General features: G+C 65.0%; 15 protein-coding genes. 8 read left to right on the top strand and 7 right to left on the bottom strand.

Annotated features, from left to right (window positions below; translation table 11 throughout):
- Nucleotides 1–120: 120 nt before the first annotated feature.
- The gene (locus CK220_RS21045) at nt 121–1521 is read left to right on the top strand and encodes a sensor histidine kinase (RefSeq protein ID WP_095813377.1); all 1401 of its coding nucleotides are present in this window, start codon (nt 121–123) and stop codon (nt 1519–1521) included.
- The gene (locus CK220_RS21040; RefSeq protein ID WP_095813376.1) at nt 1518–2162 is read left to right on the top strand and encodes a response regulator transcription factor; all 645 of its coding nucleotides are present in this window, start codon (nt 1518–1520) and stop codon (nt 2160–2162) included. The genes CK220_RS21045 and CK220_RS21040 overlap by 4 nt, the downstream gene beginning before the upstream one ends.
- Nucleotides 2163–2293: 131 nt before the next feature.
- Here CK220_RS21040 and CK220_RS21035 read toward each other — a convergent pair whose 3' ends face one another.
- From CK220_RS21035 to CK220_RS21025, 3 genes are all read right to left on the bottom strand, one after another.
- Nucleotides 2294–2779, bottom strand: coding sequence for a hypothetical protein (locus tag CK220_RS21035; protein WP_095813375.1), 486 nt, complete (start codon nt 2777–2779; stop codon nt 2294–2296).
- Between the two features lie 596 nt (nt 2780–3375).
- Nucleotides 3376–3867 carry a hypothetical protein gene (locus CK220_RS21030; RefSeq protein ID WP_095813374.1) on the bottom strand — a complete coding sequence of 164 codons (492 nt, stop codon included), beginning with the start codon at nt 3865–3867 and terminating at the stop codon, nt 3376–3378.
- A 315-nt stretch (nt 3868–4182) separates the two neighbouring features.
- Nucleotides 4183–5070 carry a DMT family transporter gene (locus tag CK220_RS21025; protein WP_095813373.1) on the bottom strand — a complete coding sequence of 296 codons (888 nt, stop codon included), beginning with the start codon at nt 5068–5070 and terminating at the stop codon, nt 4183–4185.
- A 575-nt stretch (nt 5071–5645) separates the two neighbouring features.
- Here CK220_RS21025 and CK220_RS21020 point away from each other — a divergent pair.
- From CK220_RS21020 to CK220_RS21005, 4 genes are all read left to right on the top strand, one after another.
- On the top strand, nt 5646–6797 hold the full coding sequence (locus tag CK220_RS21020) for an acyltransferase (RefSeq protein ID WP_095813372.1): 1152 nt from the start codon (nt 5646–5648) through the stop codon (nt 6795–6797).
- Nucleotides 6794–7909, top strand: a complete 1116-nt coding sequence (locus CK220_RS21015) for a glycosyltransferase family 2 protein (RefSeq protein WP_245429314.1) — start codon at nt 6794–6796, stop codon at nt 7907–7909. Before CK220_RS21020 ends, CK220_RS21015 begins: the two co-directional genes overlap by 4 nt.
- A gap of 109 nt (nt 7910–8018) precedes the next feature.
- A complete protein-coding gene (locus CK220_RS21010; RefSeq protein ID WP_095813371.1) occupies nt 8019–9044 on the top strand; it encodes a glycosyltransferase in 1026 nt (341 codons plus the stop codon).
- Nucleotides 9041–10828 carry an ABC transporter ATP-binding protein gene (locus CK220_RS21005; RefSeq protein WP_245429312.1) on the top strand — a complete coding sequence of 596 codons (1788 nt, stop codon included), beginning with the start codon at nt 9041–9043 and terminating at the stop codon, nt 10826–10828. Before CK220_RS21010 ends, CK220_RS21005 begins: the two co-directional genes overlap by 4 nt.
- 319 nt (nt 10829–11147) lie before the next feature.
- Here CK220_RS21005 and minE read toward each other — a convergent pair whose 3' ends face one another.
- The 3 genes from minE to minC all read right to left on the bottom strand — a co-directional run bounded on the left by minE (nt 11148) and on the right by minC (nt 13267).
- Entirely contained in the window at nt 11148–11420 is a 273-nt protein-coding gene (gene minE / locus CK220_RS21000) for a cell division topological specificity factor MinE (RefSeq protein WP_040973218.1), read from the bottom strand.
- Nucleotides 11417–12232, bottom strand: a complete 816-nt coding sequence (minD, locus tag CK220_RS20995) for a septum site-determining protein MinD (protein ID WP_095813369.1) — start codon at nt 12230–12232, stop codon at nt 11417–11419. Before minD ends, minE begins: the two co-directional genes overlap by 4 nt.
- A gap of 171 nt (nt 12233–12403) precedes the next feature.
- Nucleotides 12404–13267, bottom strand: coding sequence for a septum site-determining protein MinC (gene minC / locus CK220_RS20990; RefSeq protein WP_095813368.1), 864 nt, complete (start codon nt 13265–13267; stop codon nt 12404–12406).
- Between the two features lie 553 nt (nt 13268–13820).
- Between minC and CK220_RS20985 the strand changes: the two genes are divergently transcribed.
- Together CK220_RS20985 and CK220_RS20980 are read left to right on the top strand one after the other, a co-directional pair.
- The gene (locus CK220_RS20985) at nt 13821–14030 is read left to right on the top strand and encodes a cold-shock protein (protein ID WP_095813367.1); all 210 of its coding nucleotides are present in this window, start codon (nt 13821–13823) and stop codon (nt 14028–14030) included.
- A gap of 109 nt (nt 14031–14139) precedes the next feature.
- Nucleotides 14140–14328: a hypothetical protein gene (locus CK220_RS20980; protein ID WP_095813366.1), complete on the top strand. Its 189-nt coding sequence runs from the start codon at nt 14140–14142 to the stop codon at nt 14326–14328.
- Between the two features lie 93 nt (nt 14329–14421).
- Here CK220_RS20980 and CK220_RS20975 read toward each other — a convergent pair whose 3' ends face one another.
- Nucleotides 14422–15942 (bottom strand): FAD-dependent oxidoreductase, encoded by a 1521-nt coding sequence (locus CK220_RS20975; protein ID WP_095813365.1) that lies wholly within the window; start codon nt 15940–15942, stop codon nt 14422–14424.
- Nucleotides 15943–16018: the final 76 nt, after the last annotated feature.

The raw sequence follows: 16018 nt of genomic DNA, 5'->3' as shown, positions 1-16018 counted from the left end.
GGCTCGTGCAGACAGGGCGGCCGCGTTGTTAACCGCTCGCCTGAAGGCCGGACCAAGGTCGGTGTCGCAATTGCCGTGGCTGGCCTATACTCTTTGTCCGTGGTGGGGTGAATCGCGCGTATGCTCAGGGAGACCTTGAAGCGACTTGTGCAAATCTGGAGCGGGCTGTCGCTGGCCTGGCAGTTTGTGATTGCCGGCGGCATCGGGCTTTTGGCGGTGATGCTCGTGGTTGGCCTCTGGGTGACCTCGCAAATCCGCGAAGGCGTGATGCACAACTCCGCCACCACCACGGCGCTCTATGTCGACAGCGTGATCGCGCCGCTACTGCCGGATCTGCGCAAGAGCCGCGAGCTCGACGACACGGTCAAGCGGGCGCTGGACGAGACGCTCGGCCAGGGCGCGCTCGGCAAGAGGCTAGTGTCCTTCAAGCTGTGGCGGCGCGACGGCACCGTGCTTTACGCCAACGACTCGACGCTGATCGGCAGGACGTTTCCGCCCAACCCCAATCTGATCTCGGCCTTTGCCGGCAATGTCGTGGCGGAATACAACAACCTCGCCGACGACCCCGAGGCCAACGAAGAGAAAGCGGTCAACGCGCCGTTGTTCGAGATCTACAACCCCGTGCGCGAGCCCTGGTCGGGCGAAGTGGTGGCGGTATCGGAATTCTACGAGATCGCCGACGATTTCCAAGAGACGCTGAACTCAGCGCTCAGATGGACGTGGCTGGTGGTGGCCGGCGCCACCGCTGCCTCGCTGGCGCTTCTGTCGGGCATCGTGTTTCGCGGCAGCCGCACCATCCAGACGCAGCGTGCCGCGCTGGAAGCCAAGGTCACCGAGTTGCAGGAGGCGCTGGCGCAGAACTCGTCGCTGCGCCAGCGCGTGCAGCGCGCCTCGCGGCGAGCCACCGCCATCAACGAACGCTACCTGAGGCGCATCGGCGCCGACCTGCATGACGGCCCGGCGCAGCTGGTGGCGCTTGCCGCGCTCAGGATGGACAGTCCGGTGCTGGTCGACCCCGCCACGCCCAAACCGCGGCGCGAGGCAGAAATCGCCGGCATTCATAAGACGCTCGGGGAAGCAATGAGCGAGATACGCGGCATCTGCAACGGCTTGGTGCTGCCGCAGATCGAGACCCAGGCGGTGGCCGACATATTGCGGCTGGCGGTCGCCGAGCATGAGCGCCGCACCGACACCAAAGTGCTGCTGACGCTGCCGGAGCGCTTGCCGGAGCTCGGCACCTCGGAGAAGATCAGCATCTATCGTTTCGTGCAGGAAGGACTGAACAATGCGTTCCGGCACGGAAAGGGTAAGGGCCAGCAGGTGCGAGCCACGATGAAAGGCGGCAAGCTTTTGGTCGAGGTGCAGGACACCGGCCCGGGCTTCAATCCTGCGCGGAGCGAAGGCCTCGGGCTCGCCGGCCTCAGGGAGCGTATCGAAAGCATTGGCGGGCAATTCGAGACGCTTTCAGGCCCAGGGGGAACGAGACTGGTAATCACATTGTCTGTCGAGGAGCAGCCGTGACCGCACCCATCCGCATCGCTATTGTCGACGACCACCCGCTGTTTCGCGAGGGCGTGGCGCGCAGCCTCGGCGAGATCGGCGGCTTCGAGCTTGTGGGCGAAGGCGCCAGCGCCGAGGACGCCGAAAAGCTGGTCCGCGCCAGCGCGCCCGACGTGCTGCTGCTCGACATCAGCATGCCGGGCGGCGGCCTCAATGCGCTGGCCAGCATCCTTTCGGCGGCGCCTGAGCAAAAGATCGTCATGCTCACCGTGTCCGAGACCAATGCCGACGTCGCCCAGGCGCTGAAGGCGGGCGCGCGCGGCTATGTGCTGAAGGGCGTCGGCTCCAAGTCGCTGGCCGAGATCCTGCGCGACGTCGCCAACGGCCAGAGCTACGTTTCGCCGACGCTTTCGGCCCGGCTGCTGTCCGACCTGCTACAGCCTACCAGCCGCAAGCCCGACCCGCTCAGCCAGTTGACCGGCCGCGAGGCCGAGATCCTGGGGCTGGTGGCGGAGGGCCTGAGCAACAAGGAGGTCGCGATGCGGCTGTCGCTGCAGGAAAAGACGGTCAAACACCACATGACCCGAGTGCTCGCCAAGCTCAACGTGCGCAACCGGACGGAAGCGGCGCTGCTGATGCATGAAGCTAGGGACAGGCAGTAGGGGATAGGGAAAAGAGCACCCCGCCTCCCGCCTAGCCCCTCCTCCATATTCCCTAAACGCAATCACCCCCGCCGCTGAAGGCGGGGGTGACATGCGAGGGCGCGGGAAAAGGGGGTAGCTTCTCTCAGCCCTCACAAGCCTAGCAGACGGGCCAGATCCTTCTCAGTCGCCCCCCGCTCGACGATGGTGCGGCCTTGCGCATCGGTCATCTCGAAGCGTCCGTTCTCGATCTCTTCCTTCATGCCGTTGCGGTGAATGATGGTGATCCTGTTGCCGGCGATCTCGACTATGTCGCCCGTCGCATTGACATGGCTGGCGGCCTTGCCGCCGGGATTGGTGTTGCCTTTGCCGCTGTTGTTGCCAGGACCGGCATTGGCATTGCCGCCCCCGGCATTGCTGTTGCCTGAATTGCCGCCAGCGTTTCCGCCGCCGCTATTGCCCCCACCGCCGTTGCCGCCGCCATTGCCGCCACCATTGCCGTTGTCGGCATAAGCGGTGCCCACCAGGAGCTTGACGAGACTATCGGACGTGAAATGACCAGGCGCGGCGAGAAGCGCCAGCGCGGCCGCAACGCGCAACGTAAGGCGCACAAACCTTTTAGAGGCGAGTTCGCGCATGCTGTCCTTGGTTCATGCCGGTTCCGCCTCGGCCCTGCCGAAGTTCCGCTCTCAGCCCGGCCAAGGCGGAACCGGTGTCTTGACCAGGCTAGATTCACGCTTTGGTAAGGTTACGGAAGCGGCCCACGACCCATGCCATGTCCGGTCGGACCTTTTTGCGGCCGCTTGGGGACCATCGTCGCAGCCAGCGGGGATGCAACTGGAAGCTGCGACTGCCGTCGCGTTAACCAAATCGCTTGGAAATTGACCAGCAATTCATTATGACTGTCGCACGCGAGAACGGCGCGGACACTCAACGAACCGCGGCATACTACGGCGCATGCGCCCTCCTGGGCGCGGGAGAGCACCGTAACTTTTGGTTTGCGCATGGATTGTTTCCCCGGACTGTGGGGGCATGCGCCAAGAGCCCGCCTTATCCGGCAAGCCGTCTCAAGGGCCCAAAAAAGTACCCCCGCCAAAAGGCGGGGGCAAGGTGAGCAGCGGGAGTTCTGTCGTAAGAATGATCAGGACCGAAGAGACGAAGCAAAAGGTGGCAACCTGATTTTGCAGCGCTGGCTTTTGGCCCCTTAAGATCTAATCCAGATAGAACCTCGCTCTCACAAACTCTTCAGGCGATCGAGATCGGCCATTGTAGCCTTGCGCTCGACGATGGTACGACCAAACTTGTCCTCCATCCTGAAACGGCCATTCTCGATCCTCTCCGTCATTCCATTCCGGTGCGTGACCTGGATGCTATTGGCACTGACCTCGACCTTGTCGCCGGTCGCCGCATTCACATGGTCATCGACATCGGCAGTGTCCGTTGCGCCCTTGGCGTTGCCGCTCTTTCCGTTACCGCTGTTGCCGCCCGAGTTGCTGTTTCCGCTATTGCCGCCCGAGTTGCCGTTCCCGTTCCCGTTGTTGCCGCCGCCGTTGCCGTTACCGTTTCCGCCGCCGTTGTTTCCGCCGCCGTTGCCATTGCCGCCTTTGCCGGCATAGGCCTTGGCCACGACAGGACCGTCGAATGAGAGATGAAAAGGCGCGACAACAAGCGCCAGCGCAACGAGCGCCCGCAAGACATGCCTGCAGCCCATGCGCGATACGCGCATCCCATTCTCCCCTTGCCAGCCATCCGACCCTTCGGCCGAACTACCCCACCGGCAATGTCGCAACATCAGCATCCCCAATCAGCGCGTCGTGGGGAAGTGGCCCACGACCCTTGTCCTGTTTTTTCAGACCTTTTTCGCAACGATATCGGACTTAGGTCCTAATTCAACCAACAGATGTGGTCGGGCGCGGCTGCGCGCACGGCTTTTTTCTGGCGTGAATGAGCGCGCTTCGCTGAAACGGATTCCAGCGACGCGCTTCGTCTTGTTCGATGGCTCTCCCGTACGCCGCGTCCTCGGGCGACATGCATTGAGCCTTTAACCAGGCGACGGAACCGGAGCTCTCGCCGTCACGGCCGCGCCAAACGCAGCGGCGATGACGGCTCCGATACCGGCGCATTGCAAAACGCTCAATCTCTCGTGCAGGAAGAGAAACCCGGTCAGCGCGCCGCCCGCAGGTTCCAGGCAGACGATCATGCCATAGACTTTCGCCGGCATTCTGGCGAGCACCATCATCTCCAGCCAGAAGGGCAGCGCGCTGGAGAACAGCCCGACGACGACCGCGGCCGCCATGACATGCGGGTCGGTGAGGTAAGGTTCCGCGGCGGTGAAGCCGAAAGGCAGCGCGACGAGCGCGGCGATCGCCATGCCATAGGCCGAGGTGCGGGCGCCTAGCTCGGCGCCGGCCTTCTGCGCGAAGATGATATAGAGCCCCCAGCAGCCGCCGGCGACAAGCGCAAGCAGCACGCCCACCGGATCGAGCCCGCGGCCGATATCGGCGAACGGCGAGAGCAGCACGATGCCGGCGACCGCAAGCACCACCCAGACGAGGTCGAGAAGGCGCCTCGAACCGAGTGTGGCGACAAAAAGCGGGCCGGTGAATTCGAGCGCCACGCAGATGCCCAGCGGAATGCGCTCGAGCGCGGCATAGAAGAGCAGGTTCATGACCGAAACGGTGACGCCATAGGCGGCGAGCCAGGGCATTCCCTTTCGTGTCGGCAGCACTTTCCATGGCCTCAGCACTGCCGCCAGCATCAGCGCGCCGATGAGGAGTCTCAGCATCGTCGTGCCCTCCGCCCCGAGGACCGGAAACAGGCCCTTGGCGAAGGCGGCGCCCACCTGCACCGAAAGGATGGCACCAAGCAGGCCAAGGACGGGCAAGGCGCCCAGCTGCGCATGCGGTTTTGCGATCGGCGTCGACGTCACTTCTTCTCCATCTTCCCCGCCCGGCCTGAGGTGGAGATAGGGTCTGGCGTTTGCCCTGTCGTGAGGCAACGGGGGCCGGGATGCTGGGACAGGGCCTCTCGGGTCTCCCGACTGCCTTTGCTGCGCCGCACAAGACGTTGAAATTCAATATACTTTTCCCTACGCCGTGTGAAAATCCCCGGCTAAATGGGCGATATTTTGAATATAGCCAAAACACCCGCTCCGGTTGCCGCGATAACCTTCAACATCCCTAGCGATAAATACTTCGAAAATCAGACCAAACGCCCACGAGAATATCGGACCATCGGCCAAATTGCCCAAGGCCAACTCTCTTCTGCAACCTTCCCGATCACGGCTTTATTTCAAACTCGTAAGCATTGTGTGTTGCGCCGCAACATAACCGGAGACAGATGTTAACCAACATGGGCAGTGGAGGATGCCGCTACGTTGGGCCGAATGGGCATTCCGCTGACAGCCGAGGACGGCACTCTCGCCCCGGACGGAGATTCGTCGACAGGCAGAGCCGGCGTGCTTTGCAGCGCAGGATCTTACGGCGGAATCGGGGGACCCCGCCAATGACAGGTCAGCGCGACATCCAGCTTGACGCATTGCGAGCTGTAGCCGTCACGCTGGTGCTTTACGCGCATTTCCTTGCGCCGAACGGCACCTCCTTCCTCGGCCATCTCGGCGTGCGGCTGTTCTTTGTGCTCTCCGGCTTCCTGATCACCCGGCTGCTGCTGGACGCGCGTGACAGCAATGCATTCGCTTCCGGGCCTGCGATGCGCGCCTTCTATGCCAGGCGCGTGATCCGGATTTTTCCGCCCTATTTCGCGGTGCTGGCCCTGGTGTGGCTCACCAATCTGGAACAGTCCAGCTCGTCGCTGGCCTGGCATGCGCTTTATCTTTCGAACTTCTGGTATGCGCTTCGCAACGACTGGAACCCCTGGCTGCTCTGCCATTTCTGGAGCCTCAGCATCGAGGAGCAGTTCTATCTCGCCTGGCCGCTGATCGTGCTTCTGGCGCCGCGCCGGCGTATCGAGGCGATCACGATCGGCGTCATCTGCTTCTCGTTCGCCTACCGCTTCTACTGGCCGCTCACCGCCGACCCGGCGCTCGCCCGGGACCTGTTGCCGCCGGCCTCGATGGACGCGCTTGGCTGCGGCGCCCTGCTTGCCGTGCGCCGCGCCAGGGGCGCCGATGTGCCGCGCTGGATGCGGCTCGGCTGGCCGGCTTTCGCGGCCGTTTTCCTGCTCGTCGTCCGGTCCGATCCGGGACCGGCGAACTCGGCATGGGAGTGGCCGCACTGGGTGCTGGTGCAGGTGCTGCCGCTGGTGCCGCTGGTGGCGATCGTCGCCGCCTGCTCGAACGGCCTCGGCGGCAGGCTCGGCAGGCTGGCCGAACTGCCGCCTCTGCTTTTCCTCGGCCGCATCAGCTACGGCGTCTATCTCTACCACCCGATCCTTCTTGCCTATGCGGTCAAGGCGCAGCCCTGGATCCCGCTCAACGTCTCGGAGCAAGGGCCTGGCCGGTTCCTGGTCGCGGGCGCCGCCACGCTGCTTGCCGCCTCGCTCTCCTGGGCACTGTTCGAAAAGCCGCTCAACAGTCTCAAGCGCTATTTCCCCTATGTCGCGCGGCCGCGCACCGGCATGGCGGGCGAGACGACCTGGGTCGGCCCGACGGCCAGCGTTCCCGCGCTCGATCTACAGCGAACCGAGGCGAGGCGATGATGGCGAGCGGCGCTCCCCTCATCTCCGTGCTTTTGCCGGTCTACAATGCCGAGCCCTATGTCGCGGCGGCGATCGGTTCGATCCTGCGGCAGGACTACAGCCGGCTCGAGATCATCGCCATCGACGACGGTTCGACCGACCGGTCGCTGGAGATCCTCGACCGCTGCCGCAAGGCGGACAGTCGCGTATCCATTATATCGCGCGAGAATCGCGGTCTCGTCGCGAGCCTCAATGAGGGGCTGGCGAGCGCGCAAGGCGAGCTCGTCGCGCGCATGGACGCCGACGACTTCGCCTATCCCTGGCGGCTGTCGCGCCAGGCGGCGCTGTTTGCAACGCGGCCCGAGCTCGGCTTCTGCGGCTCGGTCGTCGACATGCTGGTGCGTGGCCGTATTACGCCTGGCAGGCTCGACCCGGTGTTCCGCCTCGACCTTGCCGTGCTCGCGAAATTCTTCACGATCTTCATGCACCCGACCGTGATCTACAACCGCCGGGTGATCGGCGAGGCCGACCTTCATTACGACGCCGCTTACCGGCATGCCGAGGATTTCGATCTCTTCCGCCGGCTCGCCGACCGTTATCCGGCGGCCATGATGGAGGAGAGGCTGCTGGTCTACCGTGTGCATCCCGGCAGCGTGACCAGCCGGCATGTGAAGGAGATGCGGCGCACGCATCTCAGGATCGTCGGCGAAAACCTCGAGCGCGAGGGTCTGGCGGACGATACTAAGGACCTGCGCGCCATCGGCGATCAAGTCTCCTTCGAGACGGTGGCCCGGGCGGCGGCCTTCATCCGTGCGCTGGAAGAGCGGATTTCGACGCTGCCCGCGGCGGTGCGGCCGAGCTTCAAGGCCGGTGCGCTCAACCTCTTCTATTTCCTCTACCAGCTCGTCAACGACGAGGAGCAGCCTGCGCTGACGCATGAGCTTTTGACGCTCGCGGCGAAGTGGAACGCGATCCGCCGCCGGGAGCAATATGCGCTGCGCCCCGGCGCCTGGGCACCGTGGCTCAGCCAGGCTTCGATGTGGGCCGGCAAGCAGGCCGATAGGCTCGCCTACCGCTTCAAATCCACGCCGGCGACTTCAGTGCTGGCGCCTTACAGGATGGAGCCGGCATGAGGAGGTTCGGCGAGGTTGTGTTGCAGGGTGGTAACGACGAATGTCGGCGGGAAGGAACGCGGCGCACCGAATTTATCCGCCGGGCTGACATAGCCGCGGAGCCCTCTCCATGAACGACGCGCGCCATCCGCTGCCGCGGCGCCCGGCCCTGCCCGCGCCTCCCTGGCCCAGGCAGCGGCCGCAGGTCTCCTTCATCGTCTGTACGCGCGACCGCGCGGCGGTGCTGGAGGCCTGCATCGATTCGATCCGTGCCGCCTGCCTTGCGCATCGCGCCTTCGCCGCCGAGCTGGTTGTGGTCGACAATGGCTCGCGCGACGGCACGGGGGAATATCTTTCCCGAATCGCCGCGACCGCCGAGATTCCACTGACGGCGATCTCAGAGCCGCGCCCCGGGCTGGCGGCGGCGCGCAATGCGGGGCTGGCGCGGGCGCGCGGGCGCGTGCTGGTCTTCATCGACGACGACTGCAGGCTCGACCGCAACTACCTCGTCGATCTCCAACGGCATTATGCAAGCGGCGAGAAATGGCTGATCCGCGGCGGCCGCGTCGAACTCGGCGATGCGCGCGACCTGCCCTTCACCATCAAGCGTTGCGAAGAGCGCCAGCGGCTGACGCCCGCCGTGCATCCAGGCGGCTTCGTGCTCGGCTGCAACATGACCATGCATCGCGACGTCGCCGCCCGCATCGGCCCCTTCGACGAACGCTTCGGCGCCGGCGGGCCGCTGCGCTCGGCCGAGGATACGGACTACCTGGTGCGCGCCATGCTCGCCGGCATGGCGGTGGAATATGTGCCCGACATGACGATCTTCCACCACCACGGCCGGCGCGGCCGCAAGGCGATCGATCGGCTGCACCGCGACTATCATTTCGGCAATGGCGCGCTGTGTCTCAAGCACTTCCGCCGCGCACCATGGCTGCTTCGCCATTTCTATTGGGCGGCGCGTGCCGCCACGCGCGAGCTCATCGGCGGCCCGCGCTTCGACCAGGATCTCAGGCTCTCGCACTGGCCGATCGTTTCGATGAATCTCGCGGGGGCGGCGAAATTCATGGCTCTCGTGCTGGCCGGCCGGCCCGATCGGCAGGCGCGCCGCGCTCAGGAAGCCGCTGAGGCCAGCGCGGAGGCCGGCGCGCCATGAGCGGGCACCCGACACTGGCGATGCTGCGGCGGGCGCTCGGCCGCCGTCAGCTCGGCCTGCTGCCCGTCGTCGTCGCGCTCGGGCTCGCGAGTGCTGCGCTCGAAGGCTTCGGCATCGGGCTGATCATCCCGCTGCTCGGCATCATCATGGGACATGGCGAGGCGACCGGCATGGCCGGACTCTCCGCCCTGCTGCAGAAGGTAGGCGCCGGGCTCGGCGAGCGCGAGCGGCTGATCGCGATTTCGGCCGCGATCCTCGGCTCGATCCTGCTCAAGAACCTGCTTGCCTTCGCCAATGCGGTGCTGACGGCGCATATCTACGGCAAGGCCGGCCAGTCGATCCGCGGCGCGCTCGCCGAACGCCTGCTCAGCGTCGGCTATCCGTTCTTCCTGAAGGAGAGCCCAGGGCGGCTGCTCAACATCATCTCCAACGAATCCTGGCGCGCCTCCGACGCCATGCAGGGGATGCTGGGCGCGATCGTCAGCGCCTCGGCGGCGGTCATCCTGCTCGCCTTCCTGCTGCTGTTGTCCTGGCAGATGACGCTGTTGGTGATGCTGGGGCTGGCGCTGGTGCAAGCGGCACATATGGCCCTGTCGGCGCATCTGAGAGCGCCGAGCCGCAGCGTCGCGGCGCGTAACAGCGCGCTTGCCTCGCAGATGCTGCACCTGGTGCATGCCGGCCGTCTCATCCGCATCTTCGGCCAGGAGGCGCGCGAGACGGCGGCGTTCGAGAAGGCATCGGACAGCGTGCGGCGGGCGGCCTTCCTGCTTTCCAACCGCCAGGGCGCGCTGGCGCCGCTTACCGAAGTGCTGCACGCCGTGCTGTTCCTGGCGGTGGTGATCGGCGCCTGGCTTGCCGGCCTGAGCTTCCCGCTGGTCGCCGCCTTCCTCATCCTGCTCTACCGCCTGCAGCCGCATGTGCGCGCGCTGCAGATGACCTGGAGCCAGTTGCAGGGGCTTTCCGGGTCGCTGGAGGAGGTGACCTGGCTGCTCGACCCCGAGGGCAAGCCGGCGCCGCCCACGGGCAGCCGCCCGTTCGCGGGACTGGGCGAGAAGATCGCTTTCGAGGGCGTCAGCTTCAGCTATGCCAATGAGGAGCAGCGCGCGGCGGTGCTGCATGCGGCGAGCTTCGACATCGTGAGCGGCCGCTCGACGGCGCTGATCGGCCGCTCCGGCGCCGGCAAGACGACGATCGTCAACCTGCTCTGCCGCTTCGTCGAGCCCGATGGCGGCCGCATCCTCGTCGACGGGGCACCGCTTGGCGAGATCGACCCGGCCGAATGGCGGGCCCATATCGCTTTGGCCAGCCAGGAGCTGGAGCTGGTCGACGGCACCATCCTCGACAACATCACCTACGGCAAGGACACGGCCAGCGCGGAAGAGGCGCGCCGCGCGGCGATGCTCGCCGAGGCGCATGGCTTCATCGAGACGCTGCCGCAGGGCTATCAGACGGTGGTCGGCTATCGCGGCGTCAATTTGTCGGCCGGGCAAAGGCAACGCATCGCGCTGGCGCGGGCGCTGCTGCGCGACCCCGACATTTTGATCCTCGACGAAGCCACCAACGCAGTGGACGGGCTCTCGGAAGCGGCGATCGTGGAAACGCTGAAATCGCGCGCCGGCCGCCGCACCACGATCGTCATCAGCCATCACCACTCGACCATCGCGTTCTGCGACGACCTGGTGATCCTGGAGCATGGGCGGGTGAAGAAGCAGGCGCCGTTCGCGGAACTGGCGGCGCGCAGCATGGATGAGCTGTACCAGCCGGGGGAGAATCTCCCCCCTTGAGGGGGAGATGCCGCCGAAGGCGACAGAGGGGGTCGCCGCGCGTGAAGCGCCAGCGGCCCTTCCCTTTTGCAGGGCGTCGGCGATCTATGTGAGACGACCCCTTCTGGCCTGCCGGCCATCTCCCCCTCAACGAGCCCCTCAAGGGGGGAGATTACGCGCTCAGCCGCTTTCGCCGGTCGCCAGCGTTGTCGAAGTTGCGCCGGGGTTCTACCTCCCTGTTTGGGGAGGTCGGACCGAAGGTCCGGGTGGGGGTCGGCGCTGCCCCCCGCCCCGATCCGCTTCGCGGATCGACCCTCCCCGCCAGGGGGAGGGTAAGGAGTCACCCAGCCATCGCCAGCGGCACGGCGCTCTTGTTGGGTATCTGGATGTCGATCTCCAGCGTCGACATGGTGGCGCCGCGGTCCATCGAGACCTGGAGATAGTCCTGGTCGATCTGCACATGCTTGGCAATGACCGCCATGATCTCCTCGCGCAGGATGGAGACGAGGTCTGGCTGGCCACGGCTCTGCCGTTCATAGGCGAGCAGCAGCTGCAGCCGCTCGCGCGCCACAGGCGCACTGGTGCGCCGCTTGAAGAGGTCGAGAATGCTCATGCCGCCCTCCTTCCGAGAAGCCGTTCGAGGAAACCCTTGCGCTCGAAGGGGACGACCACCGGCAGGTCCTCGCCTTCCAGGCGCCGCGCCGCTTCGAGGTAAGCCTTGGCGGCGGTGTTGACCGGCTCGCTGAGCGTCACCGGCGCGCCGAGGTTGGAGGCCCTGAGCACATCCTGGCTTTCCGGGATGATGCCGAGCAGCGGCGTCGAAAGGATCTCCAGCACGTCGTCGATCGACAGCATCTCGCCGCGCGAGGCGCGCGCCGCGTCATAGCGCGTGACCAGCACGTGCTTCTGGATCAGCTCGCCCTGCTCGGCCTTCATGGTACGGGCGTCGAGCAGACCGATGATGCGGTCGGAATCGCGCACCGAGCTCACTTCCGGGTTGGTGACGATGACCGCCTCGTCGGCGAAGCGCATGGCGAGCTGAGCGCCGCGCTCGATGCCGGCCGGGCTGTCGCAGAAGACATAGTCGAACACCGAGCGCAGCCGGGCGATGACTTCGGCCACGCCCTCTTCGGTCAGCGCGTCCTTGTCGCGCGTCTGCGAGGCCGGCAGCAGATAGAGCGTCTCCAGCCGCTTGTCGCGGATCAGCGCCTGCGACAGTTTTGCCGTGCCCTGGATGACGTTGACGAGGTCGAACACCACGCGGCGCTCGGCGCCCATGATGAGGTCGAGATTGCGCAGGCCGACGTCGAAATCGACAAGCGCCACCTTCTTGCCGGTCCTGGCCACGGCAGCGCCGAGCGCGGCCGTCGAAGTTGTCTTACCGACGCCCCCCTTGCCCGAGGTGACCACGACTACCTTGCCCATATATCCAGCCTCCGTTGGCGATTCTTATTCTCTGGCCGTGCCGGGCACGGCGAACTGTTACATTCTTTGTTTTGGTGCATGTCGTCCTCCCAAAACCGCTACGCACTTTTGGGCGACATGCACTAGAACAATGGCACGCGAAACCGGTCCGAAGCTTGCGCAGCCAAAAACTCAGCCGAGCGGCACCACGCACAGCGCATCGTTTTCGAGGAAGGCCTGCACCGCCTTGCCGCGCGAAACGCCTTCCATCTCCTCGGCCGTGGTGTACCAGCCGTCGACGGCGAGCAGCTCGGCCTCGTTTTTGCGGCAGAAGATGCGCGCCGATGTGTTGCCTTCCGAGCCGGCGATCGCGCGGCCGCGCAGCGTGCCATAGACATGGATCGAGCCGCCGGCGACGATCTCGGAACCGGACGCAACCGAGCCCAGCACGATGACGTCGCCCTGCGGATGAAAGACCGACTGGCCGGAGCGGATCGGCGCCTTGATCATCAGCGTGCCGGCGGAAGGCTCATGCCGCGCCGGTACAGCACCCTGCCCCGACCCGGCTGGTTCCGACTTGGCTGCTTCGGCGGCTCGCGCGTTCTGCGCATCGAGCTTCGTCAGCTCATCCTGCGGCGCCCTCACCTGCCCCGGCTGCACCTCCTCGACGGCGGCCGTCTCGACCGTGATCTCTTCCGCCTTCGCCTTGCGCGCGGCTCTCCCCAGCAGGCCCTCGGCGGTCGCCTCCTTGGCGCCGGCCAGTAGCGGCGGCAAATCGGGGCCGAGCTCGGCGCCCTCGAGCTCGATCGCATAAACGCGGATGCCGCGCCGGGCGAGCGTGCCGACAAGGGCTGCGATCTCCTCCGGCCCCGGCTTCAAAGTGTTGAGATCCAGCACGACCGGACGGCCGTTGAAATAGCCCGGCGAGTTGCCGATCCAGTGATCGAGCCCCTCCAGCCACTCGTCGATCGGCGCCTCCGGCGTCAGCGTGAAAGCGACGAATGAGCGGGCGCGGAAGCGGATGGATTTGTTGTGCAAAGGGGCGGCGAAGGTCACGGCCAGACGAATCCTTACTCAATGGTTAAAGGGTGCCGGGCGAATGGTTAACAAAAGGTTAATTTCAGAGATGGCAGGCGTTAGGGAACTGGCGCGGCTAAGTTTTGTGGCAGGGCGGTCACAGGGCCTGCCGTAGCGCCTAACCAGCACACAATCGAGGGGAACGCTTAGGGGCCTAACGGCCGACAATCTGCCCGGCGCTTCGGTGCTTGTCGGTGGACGGATAAAGATCTGTGATCTCGGCGCCTTCACTAGCGCCGAGTGGAAGCCGGTCATCGGAGTCGGGGGCGCGCCGGGAGCCAAGCGCGCAATCCGTCGCCGGTAGTGTCTCAGTCGTCCAATCGCAGGCCAAAAGCGGTCGATAATATTATTATTTCGCGCTCGCCTTGTCGCATCCTCGGTTAAGCGCTATGTTTTTCAAATCGAACTTGTTGAACGAATGTTGTTTCCGCGCCTCGATGCCCTGACGATCTTCCCTCTCAATTTCGAAGACTGCGACGTTTGGCATGACGCCAGGCGGCGATGATTTGCGTCGATTTGAAAGGAAAATCGTATGACTACTGGAACCGTGAAGTTTTTCAATGCCACCAAAGGCTTCGGCTTCATCGAGCAGGGCAATGGGCAGCCTGATGTGTTCGTCCATATTTCCGCCGTCGAGCGCGCCGGCATGCGTTCGCTCGTGGAAGGGCAGAAGGTGAGCTTCGACGTTGTCAAGGATTCCCGCAGCGGCAAGAGCGCCGCGGAGAATATCCAGGCGGCTTAATGCGGTGCATCCATGGCCTTTGACCACGGATGTACTGGCATCGGCCCTGGAGCATTTGGAGGAGGTCGGGCTTGCCCGGCCTTCTTCGTTTCGAATAGCGAGGTAGACCATGGCCGAAACCAGTGTGTTCAAGCCGAAGGGCGACGCCAAGAGCGAAGCCACCACCAAGACGGCGCGCACGATAATCGACGGGGAAGCGGCAGCGCGGCAGGCAAAGACGGAGCGGCTTCGCGCGGCCAGGCTCGCCCGCGAGCCGGTCGAAGCGCCGCCAAAGAAAAAGCCGACAAGGCGAAAATAGCGACGGAGGTCCAGGGAAGGTCGACTTATCTCGCTGCGAGCCGGCTCGACTTTCCGCGGCTGCGAATAACCGATCCAATGCCCTCCAGCCGAACTAACCCAAAGGCCGGATGGCCGGGCCGTTGAGGACCGCTCCGTCCGGCGCGAACTGCGAGCCGTGGCAGGGGCAATCCCAGCATTGCTCAGTCGAATTCCAGTGGACGATGCAGCCCAGATGCGTGCAACTGGCCGAATGCCGGTGCAGCGTGCCGTCGCGGTCGCGGCACACGGCGAACTTGCTCAAGCCGTCGTGAAGGATGCCGCCTTCGCCAGGCTCGAGGGCGTCGTCCGACTTGACCTCACCGGGCAGCAAATACTCGGCAAGGTTCTTCACCGTCGTAAGGTTCTCATTGACGTAGTGCGCGAGCGCGGCGGGCGGCGTCCGGTCAGGGGCGTAGACGGCTTCCCAGAAGTTCGATCCGTCCACGATCAGATCGCGGATCAGCAGCCCGGCCAATGCGCCATGCGTCATGCCCTGGCCGGAGTCGCCGGTCGCGACGAAGACGTTGCCGTTGCCGGGGCTGCGGCCGATGAAGCCGCAATAATCGATCGTTTCGAGCACCTGGCCGGACCATCGCGCTCGTTCTCCGCCAAGATCGGGCACCAATGCCCTGATCCAGGCTTCGAGCGCGACAAAACGTGCCGCGCCGTCATCTGCTTCGCCCGATTTGTGATCGCGCCCTCCGGCGATGAGACAGTCCGTCTCGCCGGGGCCGGGATTGAGGCGGACATAGTAATAGGGATCGTCCATGTCCCAGTAGAGCGCATCCGGGAGGGTTCCCCTGGCGATGTCGAAAGCCATCGCATAGGTGCGGTAAGGCGCCATCTTGCTGTGGATCTTGACCCAGGTGTTGATCGGGGAATTCGTGGCAAACACCGCGTGCGAAGCCGTGACGGTGGGGCCGCCGTCGCATTTCAGCCGAACCTTGTCCCCCTCCTCGATTTCGATGACGGCGCTGTCGGCGAATGGCTTGCCGCCGCGCTTCTCGAAATCGGCCAGCAGCGCGCGCAAATATTTCAGCGGGTGGAAGGTCGCCTGGTCTGGATAGCGCAGGATCGGCGCCGATTCGTGGCCCTTGAGCGGCACGCCCTTGCCATGCTCAGCCTCGGCGCCGATCTTTGCCGCAGCCGCATACTCCTTGTTGCATTCTCTGGCGGCCTCCTTCTCATCCATCCATGCGGCCGGGAAAAGGAAGCCGTCCAGCCGGCGGAAATCGCAATCGATCTCCAGCGCGGCGACATGGCGTTCGATGCGGTCGACGGCGGCTTGCTGGCTTTCCTGAAATCCGCGCGCCAGGGCCTCGCCGCGCATGTCGATCAGCGCGCTCAAGCCGTCGTCGCAGATGGGTGCCAGATGGGCGGTCGTGCGCGATGTCATGCCCCCGAGCAAGGGGCCGCGATCCACGAGTACCACCTTGCGTCCCGCCAAGGCCAGCTCATAGGCGATGGAAACGCCGGCGATGCCGGCGCCGATGACGGCTACGTCACAATGCTCATCCTGCTCGAGGCGAGGCGCGTTGGGTAAGCTGGTGTCGAGTGTCCAGAAAGATCTGGTCGCTTCGCTGCTGACGTTCATTGCCTGCCTCGTCGAAACGAAATCGGGTGGCCGCGACGAATGCTGCTCGGCGCGGTTTGCAGGTCATCGTGACCGG

The sequence above is a fragment of the Mesorhizobium sp. WSM3860 genome (assembly GCF_002294995.1).
In the GTDB taxonomy this organism is placed as follows: domain Bacteria; phylum Pseudomonadota; class Alphaproteobacteria; order Rhizobiales; family Rhizobiaceae; genus Mesorhizobium.
Note: the sequence above shows the minus strand (reverse complement) of the source record. Positions and strands in the feature narration are given on the sequence as shown.